Genomic DNA, 17,047 nt, shown 5'->3' with positions numbered 1-17,047 from the left:
CTAGTGGGTTATGAGACATACCCGTGAGATGGCCACGCTGCGCCGCTCCTTTCAGCTGCTGCGTTCCTTCCGCTTTGAGCAGACGCGCCCGGAGATTTTCTACGGCGGGCTCGCGGAAGATACGGCCGCGCTGGTGGATAACCTCGGCCGCGACCTGGGCGTGCAGCTTCCTGGGGCACGGGTGCTCGATGTCGGCGGTGGCCCGGGCTATTTTGCGGATGCCTTTGCCCGGCGCGGCGCCCACTATGTGGGATTGGAGCCAGATGCGGGCGAAATGTCTGCGGCTGGCATCCACTTGAGCAATTCCGTGCGTGGCGATGGCACCAATCTGCCCTTTGCCGATAATTCCTTTGACGTGGTCTATTCCTCCAACGTGGCCGAGCACATCCCCAATCCCTGGGATATGGGCGAGGAAATGCTGCGCGTAACCCGCCCCGGCGGCCTCGCCATTCTGAGCTACACGGTGTGGCTCGGCCCCTTTGGTGGCCACGAAACCGGCTTGTGGGAGCACTACGTAGGCGGCGAGTTTGCCCGCGACCGCTATACCCGCCGCCACGGACATCCACCCAAGAATGTCTTTGGCACCTCGCTTTTCGACGTCCCCTGCTCCGCCGGCCTTGCCTGGGCACAGCGCACCGGCGCGCTCAAACTCGCCTTCCCCCGCTACCATCCCAGCTGGGCTTGGTGGCTCACCCGCGTGCCGGGTGTGCGGGAGTTTGCGGTATCTAACCTGACGTTGGTGTTACAAAAGTAGCCCCCAGCAACGCCGACGTCGCTGGGGGCTAGCAGAGTTTAGAGCTTAAGAGGCGTTCTCAACGCGCTCCTTCAGGGCGTGGAACTGGTCCCACACCTCGGACGGGACGCGGGAGCCCAGGAAGTTGAGGTAGCTGGCGTTATCCTGCATATCGCCTTCCCAGTCCTTCGGGTTGACGGCAAGAGCGGCGCGAACGTCCTCGATATCGAAGTCGATGCCCTCGAGGTCGATATCCTCGGCGCGGGCGGTGTGGCCCACGACGGTTTCCTCGGCCTCAACGTTGCCCTCGATGCGGTCAATGATCCACTTGAGCACGCGGGAGTTCTCGCCGAAGCCCGGCCACAGGAAGCGGCCGTCATCGCCACGGCGGAACCAGTTAACCAGGAAGATAGACGGCATGCGGTCGCCGCCCTTTTCACCCATATCGATCCAGTGCTGCAGGTAGTCACCGGCGTTGTAGCCGATGAACGGAAGCATAGCCATCGGGTCGTGGCGCAGGGTGCCGACGCTGCCCTCTGCTGCAGCGGTCTGGCCGGAAGCCAGCAGGGCGCCGATCATGGTGCCGTGGTTCCAGTCAAAGGCCTGAGTCACCAGCGGAACAGTGGTCTTGCGGCGGCCACCGAAGAGGATGGCGTCGATCTTCACGCCCTGCCAGTCGTCGTACTCCGGAGCGGCGCTCGGGCACTGGGAAATCGGGACGCAGTAACGAGAGTTCGGGTGCGCAGCCTTAGTGGAGGAGGACGGAGTCCAATCCTGACCGGTCCAGTCGATGAGGTGCTCTGGTGCCTCCTTGGACATCTCCTCCCACCAGACATCGCCGTCGTCGGTAAGCGCAACGTTGGTGAAGATGGTGTTGCCCGGCTCCATGGTCTGCATGGCAATCGGGTTGGAACCGTAGTTGGTGCCAGGGGCCACGCCGAAGAAGCCATTTTCCGGGTTGACTGCGTAAAGGCCGTCCTCGCGCAGGTGCAGCCAAGCAATATCGTCACCGACGACCTCAGCCTTCCAGCCCGGAATGGTCGGGGTAATCATGGCCAGGTTGGTCTTGCCGCATGCCGAAGGGAAGGCGGCAGCGACGTGGTACTTCTTGCCCTCTGGGTTGGTGAGCTTCAGGATGAGCATGTGCTCAGCCATCCAGCCCTCTTCCTTGGCCATGACAGAAGCGATGCGCAGCGCGTAGCACTTCTTCGCCAGAATGGCGTTGCCGCCGTAGCCAGAACCGTAGGACCAGATTTCCTTGGTCTCCGGGAACTGGGTGATGTACTTGGTGTCATTGCACGGCCATGCCACATCTTCCTGGCCCGGCTCCAGCGGGGCACCCACGGAGTGCAGGGCGTGGACGAAATCGCCTTCGGCACCAATCTTGTCCAAGGCTTGCGCACCCATGCGAGTCATGATGCGCATGGAGAGCACCACATAAGCGGAGTCAGTTAGCTGCACGCCCAGCTTTGGTTCCGGATCGCTAATAGGGCCCATGCAGAAGGGAACCACGTACATGGTGCGGCCCTTCATGGAACCACGGAATGCCTCCGTCATTTCTTCCTTCATCGCAGCTGGCGGCGCCCAGTTATTGGTCGGGCCGGCGCCTTCTTCATTCTCGGTACAGATGAAGGTGCGGGATTCCACACGGGCAACGTCGGAAGGATTGGAGCGAGCCAGGTAGGAATTAGGACGCTTTTCCTCATTCAGCTTGATAAGCGTGCCCTTTTCCACCAGCTCTGCGGCCAAACGGTCAGCCTCGTCCTGGGAGCCGTCTACAAAGACCACCTGGTCCGGCTGGAAAAGCTCAACGTTCTCGCTGATCCAGCCGATAAGCTTTTCGTTTTTAGTCGGCAGCTCTCCGACGAGCCCTGGGATAGTGGCGGTCATTAGTAATTCTCCTGAGGGTGGGTGTGAAAATTGGGGAAATAAATCCCCAACTGTGCCTTCCACCTCAAGATTAACGTGCTTGTCCGAATAATTTGCGCAGATTTTGTCACACCGGTTATATCCACCGCGTTTACCAGAACTTCACCAAGCGCAACCACAGATACTGTGTTAAAAATCGCCTTTTTCCATCCCCCTGTCTGGGGGTCTATTCCCCTCCCTAGCGGCAACCAAAACGATAATCTTCCACCCCCAACCGGGCCCACTGGTTATACCAGGATTGGCTTCGCCACACGTGACCCCCGGCGCGGCGTATTGCTTGGCAAGGCTAAGCAGGGAAAAATAGGCCGCAATGAATAACACAGATAACTCTCAAAACACCCGCGCTGGAGAAATGCCTCCAGGGCGCCCGCCACAGACCGATTTCAATGCCGTATTCGACAACGAGCTTGACTACCCACGCCTGGGCAACGTCACCTTCCGCCGCGGCACGCTGACCGAAAATCAGCATGAGCTTTTTGAAAAGCGCTGGCCAGAACTAGGCCGCACGCTGGAAGACGAGGTCATTGACCTTGATGCCTGGTTTGGCCGCAGCGGCGCCAAGACCATCGTGGAAATCGGATCCGGTACCGGCACCTCTACCGCCGCCATGGCGCCGAAGGAGGCCGATACCAATATCATCGCCGTCGAGCTCTACAAGCCGGGCCTGGCCAAGCTACTGGGCCAGATCGAGCGCGAGGGCATCGACAACATCCGCATGATTCGCGGCGATGGCATCGAGGTCATGGTGCGCATGTTTGCTCCGGAATCCCTTGATGGCATCCGCGTCTTCTTCCCGGATCCCTGGCCAAAGGCCCGCCACCACAAGCGCCGCATCATCCAGTCGGGCACACTCAACCTTTTTGCTTCCCGCCTGAAGAAGGGCGGCGTGCTGCACGTTGCTACCGACCATGCCGGATACGCCGAGTGGATCGATGAGCTTGTGGACGTAGAGCCGAGCCTGGATTACAAGGGCTGGCCGTGGCCAGAGTGCCCGCAGTTGGTGGACCGTCAGGTCATCACCAAGTTTGAGGGCAAGGGCCTAGATAAAGAACACGTCATCACGGAGTATCTCTGGGAGAAGAAATAAATGAGCACCTACCTACTTGTCTGGGACGCGCCCAATATGGACATGGGCCTGGGCTCCCTGCTCGGCGGCCGCCCCACCGCCGCACACCGCCCGCGCTTCGACGCCATCGGCCGCTGGCTGGTACACCTTGCCCAGGATGTTGATGCGGAGCCGCGTGCCGATGTCTTTACTAATGTCACCCCGGGCGGCGCCGATGTCATCCGCCCATGGGTAGAAGCCATCCGCAACGTAGGCTTCGGCGTTTTTGCCAAGCCCAAGATCCACGAAGACGACGACGTGGATCCGGACATGCTCGACCACATCGAAAGCCTCCGTGAGGATCTAGCGGGCGTGATTGTTGCCTCCGCTGATGGCCAGAATTTCCAGGAGCCTTTGGAAGAGCTCATCGCGGAAGGCCTTCCGGTGACGGTCCTCGGTTTCCATGAGCATGCCGCATGGGCCGTAGGCCACGCGGATATCAATTTTGTGGACTTGGAAGATATCGAGGGCGTATTCCGCGAACCGCTACCGCGCGTGAACCTGGATAACCTGCCCGAGGGTGGTGCATGGCTGCAGCCATTCCGTCCCCTGGCTGCGCTGCTTAATAACCGCTAGGAGGCTGCCCCAATGTTTGAAAAATGGGGACGTTTTTCCTATGCGCACCGCCGGCTCATCCCCGCTATCATCGTCGCCGCCATCCTTGCGCTCTTCATCGGCTTTGGTTTGCAGCTCGAAGACCGCATGAGCCAGGAAGGCTGGGAGGATCCCAATGCGGCGTCGACAAGCGCGGCCCAGATCGAGCAGGAAGCATTCGGCCGCGATAACTCCGGCGATGTCATCTTGCTCTTCCACTCCCCCGATGAGAACTTCGACGCCGCCAAGCAGCACTTGGCGCAGTTGAAATCGGAGTATCCGGACCAGATTGACTCGGTGACCAGCTACTTCGACACGAAGAACCCGAACCTGGTCAATGCTGATCATTCGCTAGCCTTCGCCGCCATCGGGCTGAAAGGCGATGATGAGCAGACGCTGAAGGATTTCCGGACCATCGAAGGCGCGCTCACGGATACCACCGCACCGGTGGAGATTGCGGGTGCCACCGCGGTTGCTGATGCCCTGGATGAGGGAATGTCCCACGATATTTCCCGCGCGGAAAAGGCCGCCCTGCCACTGGTAGGCATCCTCCTGCTGGTGGTCTTCGGCTCGGTGGTTGCGGCCTGCATGCCGCTGGTGGTCGGTGGCCTCTCCATCTTGGGCTCTTTGGGCATCCTGTCCATCCTGGCCGGGTTCTCGCAGGTCAATGTCTTTGCCCAGGCCGTCGTCACGCTGCTGGGCCTCGGCCTAGCCATCGATTATGGCCTCTTTATGGTTTCGCGCTTCCGCGAGGAGCTGGATAAGGGCCGCTCCACCGAGGAGGCGGTGGCCACCACCACCGCAACCGCCGGCCAAACCGTGGTTTTCTCCGCGGCCATGGTCGCCGTCGCGCTCTCCGGCCTCTTCCTCTTCCCCCAGGCCTTCCTGAAGTCCGTGGCCTATGGGTCCATTTCTGCGGTCGGCTTGGCCGCGCTCCTTTCCGTCACCGTGCTGCCGTCCATTTTTGGCATGCTCGGCCCCAAGATCGATACCTGGTCTGTGCGCCGTACCTCGCGGACGGCTCGCACTATTCAGGACACCTGGTGGTATAAGCTTCCGCGCTGGGCCATGCGCCATGCCCGCGGGCTGACCATCGCCGTGTGCGGCCTGCTCATCGCGCTTACCCTGCCTGTCATGAGCATCACCTTTGGCGGCATCAACGAGTCCTACCTGCCGCCCGACCAGGACACCCGCGTGGCACAGGATAAATTCAACGAGGAGTTCCCAGCCTTCCGCACGGAGCCGGTCAAGCTCGTGGTGGAAAATGCCTCGAACCAGCAGCTTGTCGACGTCGTCATGCAGGTCCGCGGCCTCGACGGCCTCACCGAGCCCATGGCGCCGACGACCGCCACCAAGGACGGCACAACTGTCCTTTCCGCCGGCATTGAAGACCGCGATGATTACGCGAAGATCGTGCACGAGCTGGAAAAGGTCAGGGCCCCTGAGGGCGTGAACCTTTATGTGGGCGGTACTCCCGCCATGGAGGTGGAATCCCTCGATGCGCTCTTCCACACGCTGCCGTGGATGGCGCTCTACGTGGTGCTGGCTACTTTCCTGCTCATGGCTCTGGTCTTCGGCTCCTTTGTACTGCCGCTCAAGGCCATTGTGATGACGTTGCTGACCTTGGGCGCAACGCTGGGCATCCTGACGTTGATGTTCGTTGCCGGCTTGGGCTCGGACATCCTCAACTTCACGCCCGGCCCGCTCATGAGCCCGATTTTGGTGCTCATCATCGCCATTGTCTACGGTCTGTCCACCGATTACGAGGTCTTTTTGGTCTCCCGCATGGTGGAGGCCCGCCGGCGCGGCGCATCTACCGACGAGTCTATTGCGGCCGGCACCGCGCATACCGGCGGCATTATTACCGCGGCGGCGCTTATTATGATCGTGGTCTCCGGCGCGTTCGGCTTCTCCGATATCGTGATGATGAAATACATTGCCTACGGCATGATTTTTGCCCTGCTTATCGACGCCACCATTGTCCGCATGCTCCTCGTCCCGGCCGTCATGCACTTGCTGCGCGAGGATAACTGGTGGGCCCCTAGCTGGCTGCGCCACGCCACCACCACCTTGACCGGCGGTGCGACCCACCGCGGCAAGACTGTTCCCTTCACTGAACTCAAACAACGCCTCGAAGGGGGTAAGTAAGTGAAGAATTGGCTGCGCCTTATCGCCTCGCTCATCGTCCTGCTGGTCTTGGTTTATGTCTTCCGCGATGAGCTGGACTTCCTGCGCGAAGGCTTCTCGCGGCTTTCTCATTCCAACCCAGCCGCGATAGCACTCGTGGTCATCGCCTCCATCGTGGCGGTACTCGCCATGGGCGAGGTCATGCGCCTGCTCATTCGCGCCGGCGGCGTCAAGGTGCCGGCCTCAGAAACCGCAGCACTGACGTTGGCCGCTAATGCCTGGTCCACCACTCTTCCGGCCGGCCCAGCCTTTTCCGCCATCCTCACCTTCTACGTGCAGCGCACGTGGGGCGCGTCCGTCATGTTGTGTGGCTGGTTCTTCGTGCTGTCCTCTGCGATTTCCACCATGTGGCTCGTGCTCATCGGCCTGGGCGGCGTGCTCTTCCTCAACGCGGATATGGCGCTCTGGTCCCTCATCGGCACCTTGGTGCTCATGCTGGCACTTTCGGGCGGCCTGTTCTGGCTGACCAATCATCCGGATACCATCATGCGCTGGCTCAACCGCCAAAAGCTCATTAAGGGCTCCAAGCGCGAAGCCCTCGTGGACCAGGTCAAGAATCTGGAGGAAGTTCACCTCACCCGCCGCCAATTCGGTTGGGTATCCTTTTATTCCTTGGCCAACCGCCTGATCGATATGGTTTCGCTTTGGGGCTGTGTGTGGGCCGTTACCGGCCACCTACCCGCCCTGCATGCGGGCGAGGACACCACGACGATGGCCGGCGTGGCGCTGGCCTATCTCACCGCTAAGCTTGCCGGCTCTGCTCAGGTCACGCCGGCCGGCCTGGGCACGGTGGAAGCCGCCATCATCGCCACTCTGGTGGCCACGGGCATGACCGCGGTGGACGCTACCGGCGCGGCCATCATCTACCGCCTCATCTCCTTTGCCTTGATCACCATCATTGGCTGGGTAATCTACTTCTGGCACTATGCCCGCAAGGGCATTACCTACGCCGCCTTGAACCGAAAGGAAAACGCATGAGAGTCGCCCCCATTATCGATATCATCGCCCTGATGCTCTTCGCCGTGGCTGCCCGCCTCGCCCACGGCGGTTTGAGCTTTTCCACCTGGGTAGATGCCTTTTGGCCCTGGGCCGTAGGCGCGCTTATCGGCTGGGTCATCATCCTCGCTACCAAGGTCCAGGGCAAGTGGAAGGAGGGCGGCATCGTCTGGCTGAGCACCGTCGTGGGCGGCATGGCCCTGTGGATGCTCGTCAACGGCCGCCTGCCACACTGGAGCTTCCTCATTGTAGCGACGGTGATGTCCGCACTATTTTTCTTTGGCTGGCGGCTTTTCGCCCGCAAATAAAAAAGAAGGAGGGTTTAACCCTCCTTCTTTTTGCTCCACTTACTTGGAACTTACCTGAATGCCTGCCTGATTCAGAATATCGACCACGAAACCAATGATCTCGCTGACGATGTCCACAGCGCTAGACAGAATCATAGATAACTCCTTCACTAGGATTAGCTCTTTATATGCTATCCAAGCACAAGGCATTACATCGGGGCAATAGTGTGCTTCTTCGGCAGATCGCTTTCCTGCTTGGTGGCCAGTTGGCGCAGTGCCTGACGGAGCGCCAACCGGGACTGATTCGGCTGAATCATAGCGTCTAGATAGCCGCGCTCGGCCGCGACATAAGGAGCGGTCATGGTCTCATCATAGAAGTCCATGAACATCTTCTTGGTCATTTCGCGCTGTTCCGGGGTCTCGGCGGCCTCGAGCTGCTTACCGGCGATCATTACCACGGCAGCGGCCGCGCCCATCACGGCGATCTGCGCAGTAGGCCACGCCAAGTTGATATCGCCGGTCAGATTCTTCGAGCCCATCACCGCATAGGCGCCGCCGTAGGCTTTGCGCACGATGAGCGAGACCTTTGGCACGGTGGCTTCCACCACGGCGAAGGCAAACTTGGCACCGCGGTGGATAAGTCCCACCTTCTCCTGCTCCACGCCCGGCAGGTAGCCCGGGGTATCCACCACAAAGACCAGCGGAATATTGTAAGCATCGCAGATGCGGATGAAGCGCGCGCCCTTATCGGCAGCGTCGGCATCAATGCAGCCCGCAAGGTGCATGGGGTTATTGGCCACAAAGCCAACGGTCTTGCCATCGATGCGGCCAAAGGCGGTGATCATATTGGGCGCGAAGTTCTCTTGAATCTCAATGAGGTCCTCGTCATCGCCCAACTGGGTCAACAAGTCCATCATGTCGTAGCCAGCATTGGTGTCATCCGGCATGAAGGCATTGAGCTCTTCGTCTTCTGCCACTTCGGCGTCGGAAGGCGCAGCGAACTCCGGCGACTCATCAAAGCAGGTCAGCGGCAGGTGATCGAGGAGATCGCGGACCATATCAAAGGCGTCATCCTCGGAAGGGACGACCGCCGAGACGTTACCGTTGAGCTCCTGCTGGCGAGCACCGCCCAGCTCGGCGGAGGTAATATCCTCACCGGTAACCTCACGGATGACGTTCGGGCCGGTGACATACATTTCCGCTTCCTCGTCCACGGCAATGACAAAGTCCGTGGTCACGGGAGCATAGACGGCGCCACCGGCGGACTTGCCCATCATGATGGAAATCTGCGGGCTACGGCCGGACAGCGGGAGCTGGCGGCGGGCGATCTCGGAGTACATGGCCAGCGAGGTCACCGCATCCTGGATGCGGGCGCCGCCGGAATCCTGAATACCGATGACTGGGCAGCCAATCTTGATGGCCATGTCCATGACCTCGGTGACTTTCTTGCCAAAGGTCACGCCGACTGAGCCGCCGTAGACGGTCTTATCGTGGGCGTAGATACACACTGGGCGGCCAGAGATGCGGCCATAGCCGGTGACCACGCCATCGGAATAAATGGCGTCAGGGTCACCCGGGGTCTTGCCCAAAGAGCCGGTTTCGACGAAGGAACCCTCATCTAGCAATTCATTGATGCGTTGACGAGGCGTGGTCCGCCCAGCCTCGTCGCGACGCTTGCGGGAGCGCTCACTGCCTGGATCCTGCGCCTTATCCAGGCGCTCGCGCAGGTCAGCGAGCTTCTCAGCGGTTGTCTGCTTGGCCGCCACGTATCTTCTCCTCGATCCATTCGTCCATATGCTTGCCCACGACGCCGATGGCCGGCTCGTCCGGCACTGCAAGATGATCGCCTTGCAGCTGCACAATTTCTAGATCCTTAACGATAACTCCCCAACCGCCGTCGGGGTCAATCTCAGCGTAGCGCGGCTCCAGCTCAATCGCACCGTCGTGCATGCGCTCGGAACGGAAAAGCAGCACCGGCACGGTGACATCGGCCCAGCGATGGAAGTCGATCTTGGCCAGAATCTGGTTATCCACAAAGGAAGCGCGCTGGTGCTCCAGTACGCCGGCGGCCAGGCCGTGCTCGGAGGCGTCGGTAGTAGCGAGGAACTCCGCCAGCATGGTCATGAGCGCATCTTCGCCCATGGTCTCAAGCATCTCATACGGCGGCTCGAAATCCAGGCCGTAGGTCTTCTTAGCAAAGGCCGCGTAGCGCTCCCACCGGGCGCGGGTTTCTTCCGGGGTATCCGGCGCTGGGTTCGACGGCTGGGTGGTATCCAGCAACGCGATGAACGCCACATCCGCCGAATCCTGACCGCGCTGGGTGCGCTGATGCAGCTGATAGGCCACCTCGTAGGCCAGCGCGCCACCGAAGGACCATCCGCCGAGCACGACCTTGCGGCCGCGAGCGTAGTGCAGGATGTCCTCGATATAAGCCTCGGCGCGCTCCTCCAGCGAGCCCTCAATGCGCTCTACGCCGTAGACCGCCACGTCCTCGGGCAGGCGGCGGGTCAGTGGCTGGTAGACCACAGTGGTGCCGCCGGCTGGGTGGAACATGAATACGGCCGGACCATCAGCCTCGCGCAGGACGCGGATATTGCCTTCTACCTCGGTCTCCAGTCCTTCGCGGACGAGGTCGGCCAACGTCTCTAGGGCCTCGGCCTCGTGGACCTGCTGGGCGGTGACCTCGATGCCGGCACGCTCGGTGAGGCGCTCGGCGATTTGGATCGCTACCTCATCGCTAACCTCTGGCAGCGCCGAGGTAACGCCCGCCGCTGCCTTACCGGTAAAGGCGGCCCACGTGCCAAAGACCATGCGCTCCGAGGCATCACGCGGGGCAACACCGACGCCCTGGCCGGGTTCGTCCTCTTCTGGTGCAGGGGTGTCCGCAGAAGCAATCTCGCTGGTATCCACGCTGCCGCCGGCCACGGCCTCTTCCACCATGGCAATAACGTCGGCCAAAGAGGCGTCACGTAGCGCCTGCACCTGCAGCGGCGGAATCTGGAAGTCATTTTCCACGCGGTTCTTAATGCGCATGCCCATCAGGGAATCCAGGCCCAAGTCAATGAGCGGCAACTCGCGCGGCAGGTCAGAGACGTCATAGCCCATGGATTCCGACACGATGAGTGCGAGGCGGTCTTCCACAGTTTCCTCAGCAGGATCCCAGCGTACGGCATCAACTTCTGCGATTGCTGCAGGCTCGCTTTCAGGCACATCGACCACGCCCGGGATAGGCGCTGCGCCCAAGTCCAAGGCGGAGGCAAAACCTTCCGCCAAAAGCTCCGTCTGTGCGCCACGGACGGCGTAGACGGCTACGGACATACCACCGATGGACTGGCTTACCACCGTGGTGACCTCACCGCGCGGTGGCAGGTCGGCGTGTTCCTCGGTAGCGATGATGCGCGCCCCAGGCTTGACGGCCTCGGCCGCCGCTTCCACGATGGCCAGCGCAGATGGCGCCTGATCCGCATTGGTGGAGAAGGCAACCTTGCCCTCGGGCAGGTTGACGCGTGCGCCCGGCAGGCCGGAAACGCCGGCCGACGGACGCGCGTTGGTCCAGAAGCGCTGGCGGTTGAACTGGGTATAGGGCGCCTCTACGCGCGCACCCGAGCCAAAGACCGCGCCAAAATCTACCGGCATGCCGGCGACATAGAGCTTGCTGAGCAGGTCCAGCAAGGACTCGGTGGGATCTACCTTGCGCTTCAACGCATACAGCAGCTGCGCATCGGCCTTGCCCACGGCGAAGGCGGTGGACATAAGGCCCATCAGCGCCACCGGGTTCGGCGAGATTTCCACCAGCTGGGTGTGGCCAGCGTTGAAGGCCGCCTCGGTGGCATCCTGCAGGTAGACCGAGTGGCGGGTCATGCGCAGCCAATAGTCCTCATCGTGCACGGTGGTACCAGGGCGATAAACCTCGCCCTTATCCACGGAGGAAAACAGCGGGGTGTGCAGCGGCTTGGCCTCCATGCCGGCGATGGCTGCATGCAGCTCGCCCAGGATGGGGTCCACGGCCGAGGTATGCCCGGCGGCCTTCACATTGAGCGCACGGGCGAACTTGCCCTCGCCGTCGAGCTTTTCCACCAGGTCCAGCACCTCTTGGCGGGGGCCGCCCACGGTGGTCATACCGGGTCCGGTATACACGGCGGGTTCGATATTGCCGTCGAGCGCGGCAATATCCTCGGCCGAGAGCTCTACGACGGCCATGGCTCCTTGCTCAGCATCGCTTAGCGACGCCTCACCCTCACCCATCAGCCGCGCGCGGTGGCAGGCAATAACCATGGCGTCCTCTGCGGAGATGCCGCCTGCGGCATAGGCCGCGGCGATCTCGCCCATGGACATGCCCATCACGCCGGCCGGGCGCACGCCAAAGGAAGCGAGCAGGTCCGTCAACGCAATCTGGATAGCAGTAATGGCCACCTGTGCGGTCTCGGTGTCATAGGTTTGGGCATCGTCATTGACGATATCCAGGATGGACCAGCCGGACTCAAAGTCCACGATGGCATCGAGCTCTTCCAAGCGGGCCTTGAACTGCGGCGAGAGCGCAATCATGTCCTTCGCCATCTTGCGGTGCTGGGATCCGAACCCGGAGTAAACAAATACGGGTCCCGGAACCTGCGGGGAATCCGCGGCAGCGATACCCACGGAAACCTTGCCCTCAGCCACCTGGCGCAGGCGCTTGACTGCTTCCTCGGTTGAGCTAGCAGTCACGACGGCGCGGGAACGGGAGTGGTTGCGGCGGGCGACGGTGCGGGCGACGTCGACAAGCGCGGGCTTTTCCGCCTCAATGAAGTCTGCCAACAGGGCCGCAGCGCGTGCCCGGCGCGACGGCAAAAGGCCAGAGACCGGCAGCGCCACCGTTTCGGTGGAAAGCTGGGGCGCGCGTTTGGCCGGGGCGCCGCGATAATCGGTGAGCACGACGTGCGCATTGGTGCCACCGAATCCAAAACCGGATACGCCAGCGACTTTATGGCCGGAGTACTCGGGCCACTCGCGCGGATCCTCGACTACCTCAAGGTGCTCGGCCTCGAAATCGATATAGCGATTCGGTGCCGAGTAGTTGATATTCGCCGGAATCACGTCATTGCGCATGGCCTGAATGACCTTGATGAGACCGACTACGCCCGCGGCGGATTCAGAGTGGCCGATATTGGTCTTGGCAGAGCCGAGCAAAATAGGAGTTTCGACCCCGCGGCCCGCACCGAGCACGCGTCCCAGGGCGGAGGCCTCGATCGGATCGCCCAGAATGGTGCCGGTGCCGTGGGCTTCAATATAGTCCACGTCCTGCGGATTTACGCCCGCATCAGCATAGGCGCGGCGCAGCACATCCTCCTGTGCCTCCGGGTTCGGGGCGGTCAGACCATTGGAGTGACCATCGGAGTTGACGGCCGAGCCCTTGATGACGGCGAGGATATCGTCGCCGTCCGCTTCCGCGTCCTCCAAGCGCTTGAGCACGAGGACGCCGGCGGCGTCGGCACGCACGATGCCATCGGCGTCGTCAGAAAAGGCGTGAATGGCACTCGTTGGAGAGGTAACGCCTAACTCCGAGAACGCCGTGGACGCATGCGGGGCGGCCAGAATATTCACGCCGCCGGCCAGCGCCACGTCCGCGCTTCCCGTGCGCAGATCCTTCATCGCCTGGTTCACCGCCACGAGGGAGGAGGAGCAGGCCGTATCCACGTTGATGGAAGGGCCGCGGAAATCCAGGGCGTAGGAAATGCGATTAGCAACCACGGCGGAAGAAATGCCGGTCAGCGCATACGGGTGCATCTCGGCGGAATCAGCGCCGATGAGCATGCCGTAGTCGTTATTGGTCGATCCCATGTACACACCGGTCTGCGTGCCACGCAGCTCATTAGCGGGAACACCAGCGTTTTCTAGCGCTTCCCACACCAGCTCCAACAGGATGCGCTGCTGCGGATCCATATTGGCGGCCTCAAGTGGGGACAGGCCAAAAAATTCCGCGTCAAAGGAGGCGATATCTTCAAGATAACCGCCATCGGTATTTTGCTGAGCGATTTTTTCGCTCATGACCGGATCGGCGGAGTACTCGGACCACCGACCCACTGGCAACGGGCCGGTGCCTGCGCGGGATTCCGCCAACATAGACCAGAACTCTTGGGCATTCTTGGCGCCCGGGAAGCGGCCGGAAAGACCAATGACCGCAACGTCGGATCCCTGAGCTATCCGCGGGGCGTGCTCTTCCGGCTGGGGCGCCGCCGGTGCGTTCAGCAGGCGGTCCGCCAGCAGCTCGATGGTGGGATACTCATATGCCACGGTGGCATCGAGGCGGGTGCCCAGAAGGTTTTCCAGCTCGCCGGATAGCACTACAGCATCCCGCGAGGAGAGGCCATAATTTTCCAAAGGCTTGGAATCTAGGATCTCTTCGGCGGAAACACCGGTGGCCTGGGCGACCCAGTCACGCAGCCATGCTCGCAGTTGCTCGATGGTCATAAAAAGGTCTTTCGTTACGGAAAAATACTAAATGGCGTAGGGGTATATCGCTATATTTTGTCACTTTGTTAGCGATATATCAGAATCCCACATAATTCTTCTTGGCTACGCGGCGCGCAATCTTGCCGGAGGACGTGCGGTTGATTTCGCCAGGTGCCTTCCACACGATGTCATCCGGAGTGATGCCATGGTGGGCGGTGACCGCGGTGCGAATGGCCTCGGTTGCCTCGGCATCGCCGGACGGCTGCGCATCATCGGCGCGCTCCACCAGCAGGACGAGGGACTCAGAGTCATTGCCTTCCACGGAGAAGGCTGCAACGGAATCCGGGCGAACCTGTGCGGAAGCTGCTTGCACCGTGCCCTCAATATCCTGCGGATAATGGTTGCGTCCAGCAATGACGATGAGATCCTTCAGGCGGCCGGTGATATACAATTCCCCATCCACGATGGTTGCCAAGTCTCCGGTGGCCATCCAGTAATCGTCTTCCGGCAGGCCATCCTGCAGGCGCTCACCCAGCGTATTGCGGAAGGTCGCAGCAGTTTCCTCTGGGCGGTTGAGGTAGCCGGTGGCCATATTGGGACCGTGGACCCAGATTTCTCCGATAACGCAGTCCTTCACCTCGGCGCGAGTTTCCGGATCCACAATGACGAGGTGTTGATGCGGCACGCACTGTCCATTGGAGGCGTAAGCAACGGTGTCTTCGGATTTATCCTCAATGACGGCGCGACCTGCGGCTAGCTCCGCGCGGTTAAAGTGCGCGATGACCGGGCGCTTGTCAGTTTGCGGGGTAGACACAATAAGCGCCGCTTCTGCCAGACCATATGCCGGGCGTAGTACGGAACGGTCCACGCTGAAGGCATCGAGGAAGGAGTCCACGGCCGATTCGGTCACCGGCTCGGAACCGATAATGATGCCGCCCACGTGCGAGAAATCTGCATCCTTGGCATGGCGAGCGGCGAGTTCCAAGGCAAAGTTCGGGATGGCGGCATAGGTGGCCTGCTTGCCCGCGGTGAGGCGCCGGACCCAGCGATCCGGGTGCTGGATGAAATCGCGCGGGGTCATCATCTCGAAGTCGAGGCCCAAGATGGTGACAAATACGGCAAGGATGATACCCATATCGTGGTGCATCGGCAGCCAAGAAACGATGCGGGCAGGCATCTGCAGCTGCAGTGCCTGGAAGATCTGCGCCACGTTGGTAATAATCGCGCGATTGGTGAGCTCCACGCCGGCCGGGGTGCGGGTGGAACCGGAAGTGTACTGCAGGAAAGCAGTGTCTTCTGCGGTTCCCTCCACAGGAGTCCAGGAGGAAGCCAAAGAATCAGGAAGGGCGTCGAGGGAAATGATGCGCGGGCGCTCGCGTTGAGCGGAAAAGTACGTGCGCACTGCCGCCGCCGATACGCGGTTAGTCACCACGATGGACGGTTCGCAGTCACCAAATACGGCCTTGAGGTGGTCCGAGTGCCCCGGTTCGTTGGGGTCATACAGCGGAATCGGCACCATGCCCGCATAAAGAGCACCCAAGAAGCCGAAGACGTATTCCGGCGAATTACCAGCCAAGATAGCCACGCGGGTACCAGGCTCTGCCACCTGCTGCAGGCGCGCGGCCACCACCTTGATGCGATTATTGACCTGTGCGCGGGTAAGCTCCCGGCAGGTTTCTTCCTCACCATAGATCCACTGGCGCATGACCACGCGGTCTGGGTCGGTTTCCGCTTGGAAGAGCTTCTCTGCCAACTGGGCCAAGGTGAACTCGGGCGCTAAGAACTGCCCCATCTGCGCTTTCAGATCCATCGATTCTCCTTAGGTATATGGTTTCGGTAATAAAACTATCGGAGTTGGGGGAATGGTTGTTACGCGGCGTCGATAAGCTGGCGGGCCCAGCCCACTACCCATTGGTTGGCCGTCGTGCCATCGATAACGCCACTATTGGAGGCGTACTGCGCATGCACGCCATTCGCGGCAATCAAACCCTGCGCGCGCTCAAGTGCATTGGTCACGTTTGGCGGGGCATCACACACCGAATCATTGGGCGCGCAAATCTGGAAGGTACGATCCGCGAGGCTACCGAACCCATTCTGGCGCGCACCACGCATGGAGGCACCTGGCACGATGGGCTGCACCAATCCGGATACGGGCTGAAGGGCAATTTCTGCACCGACGCCACCCACCTTGCGGCCTGGGTTTTGCCCGACGCCATTTTGGCGGCGGCCGTCTGCGATAAGGGCCACACCGGCGATATTTTCCGCCGGCACCGCGCCCTGGCCGCCACCAATCTCATCGGCAACGTCGCCGGCAATCACCGCGCCCTGAGAAAAGCCGCTCAGAATGAACTTGGTAGCTGGGCAGCTTTGATGAACGCTACGCAGCTCGTCATTCATCTTGCCGGTTCCCTCAGTGCGGGAATCGTCGTAGCTCATTTCGTGCTGCGCATTAATGTTTTTAAATTGCGCGGTATAGGGAAGGGTCCAGACCTTCACGTCATCCCCGTAAGCCTCCTGCAGCGGCTTCGTAATAGACAGCATGAACGAGCGCGGGTTGGCAGAAGGATTGATGGGGTCGTCGTCAGCCGCGGACTCCCAGGTACCCGGGGCAGAAATGAACTCCACACGGGGGCACCACTCGGGCTGCTGCGGTTGCGGCGGCGCGGCCTGCTCCGTGGTATGCGGAGCCGGGGAATCAGTGCCTTGGTTGAAGTAACGCGACGCGCCCACGCCAATGACAGCTAATACGACGAGGGCCGCGACAACGGTAATAGTTTTTCGCATGGA

11 protein-coding genes are annotated in these 17,047 nt (G+C 61.1%); 6 read left to right on the top strand and 5 right to left on the bottom strand.

Features of this window, described 5'->3' with window-relative positions:
- Window positions 1-10 precede the first annotated feature (10 nt).
- A complete protein-coding gene (locus QP884_RS06450) occupies window positions 11-754 on the top strand; it encodes a class I SAM-dependent methyltransferase (RefSeq protein ID WP_284821367.1) in 744 nt (247 codons plus the stop codon).
- Window positions 755-799: 45 nt separating this feature from the next.
- Here QP884_RS06450 and QP884_RS06445 read toward each other — a convergent pair whose 3' ends face one another.
- Window positions 800-2,623: a phosphoenolpyruvate carboxykinase (GTP) gene (locus tag QP884_RS06445; protein WP_284821366.1), complete on the bottom strand. Its 1,824-nt coding sequence runs from the start codon at window positions 2,621-2,623 to the stop codon at window positions 800-802.
- Window positions 2,624-2,972: 349 nt separating this feature from the next.
- Here QP884_RS06445 and trmB point away from each other — a divergent pair, with 349 nt between their 5' ends.
- From trmB to QP884_RS06420, 5 genes are read left to right on the top strand one after another with little or no spacing between them, the layout of a single operon-like run.
- Window positions 2,973-3,749, top strand: a complete 777-nt coding sequence (gene trmB, locus QP884_RS06440) for a tRNA (guanosine(46)-N7)-methyltransferase TrmB (protein ID WP_005325428.1) — start codon at window positions 2,973-2,975, stop codon at window positions 3,747-3,749.
- The gene (locus QP884_RS06435; protein WP_005325427.1) at window positions 3,750-4,343 is read left to right on the top strand and encodes an NYN domain-containing protein; all 594 of its coding nucleotides are present in this window, start codon (window positions 3,750-3,752) and stop codon (window positions 4,341-4,343) included.
- Between the two features lie 12 nt (window positions 4,344-4,355).
- A complete protein-coding gene (locus QP884_RS06430) occupies window positions 4,356-6,509 on the top strand; it encodes an MMPL family transporter (RefSeq protein ID WP_284821365.1) in 2,154 nt (717 codons plus the stop codon).
- On the top strand, window positions 6,510-7,526 hold the full coding sequence (locus QP884_RS06425) for a lysylphosphatidylglycerol synthase transmembrane domain-containing protein (RefSeq protein WP_284821363.1): 1,017 nt from the start codon (window positions 6,510-6,512) through the stop codon (window positions 7,524-7,526). It abuts the gene before it with no gap.
- Window positions 7,523-7,852, top strand: a complete 330-nt coding sequence (locus QP884_RS06420; protein ID WP_284821361.1) for a DUF3054 domain-containing protein — start codon at window positions 7,523-7,525, stop codon at window positions 7,850-7,852. Before QP884_RS06425 ends, QP884_RS06420 begins: the two co-directional genes overlap by 4 nt.
- Window positions 7,853-8,040: 188 nt before the next feature.
- Here the strand turns inward: QP884_RS06420 and QP884_RS06415 are convergent, their stop codons facing one another.
- From QP884_RS06415 to QP884_RS06400, 4 genes are all read right to left on the bottom strand, one after another.
- A complete protein-coding gene (locus QP884_RS06415; protein WP_239228427.1) occupies window positions 8,041-9,597 on the bottom strand; it encodes an acyl-CoA carboxylase subunit beta in 1,557 nt (518 codons plus the stop codon).
- The gene (locus QP884_RS06410; protein ID WP_284821358.1) at window positions 9,572-14,278 is read right to left on the bottom strand and encodes a type I polyketide synthase; all 4,707 of its coding nucleotides are present in this window, start codon (window positions 14,276-14,278) and stop codon (window positions 9,572-9,574) included. The genes QP884_RS06415 and QP884_RS06410 overlap by 26 nt, the downstream gene beginning before the upstream one ends.
- 79 nt (window positions 14,279-14,357) lie before the next feature.
- A complete protein-coding gene (locus tag QP884_RS06405) occupies window positions 14,358-16,070 on the bottom strand; it encodes an AMP-binding protein (protein ID WP_284821356.1) in 1,713 nt (570 codons plus the stop codon).
- 59 nt (window positions 16,071-16,129) lie between these two features.
- Window positions 16,130-17,044, bottom strand: a complete 915-nt coding sequence (locus tag QP884_RS06400; protein ID WP_284821354.1) for a cutinase family protein — start codon at window positions 17,042-17,044, stop codon at window positions 16,130-16,132.
- Window positions 17,045-17,047 lie beyond the last annotated feature (3 nt).

Origin of the sequence: Corynebacterium tuberculostearicum (genome assembly GCF_030229345.1) — a bacterium.
Lineage (GTDB): Bacteria > Actinomycetota > Actinomycetes > Mycobacteriales > Mycobacteriaceae > Corynebacterium > Corynebacterium tuberculostearicum_G.
The sequence above is the reverse complement of the archived record's forward strand: the minus strand, read 5'-3'. Positions and strand labels throughout refer to the sequence as shown.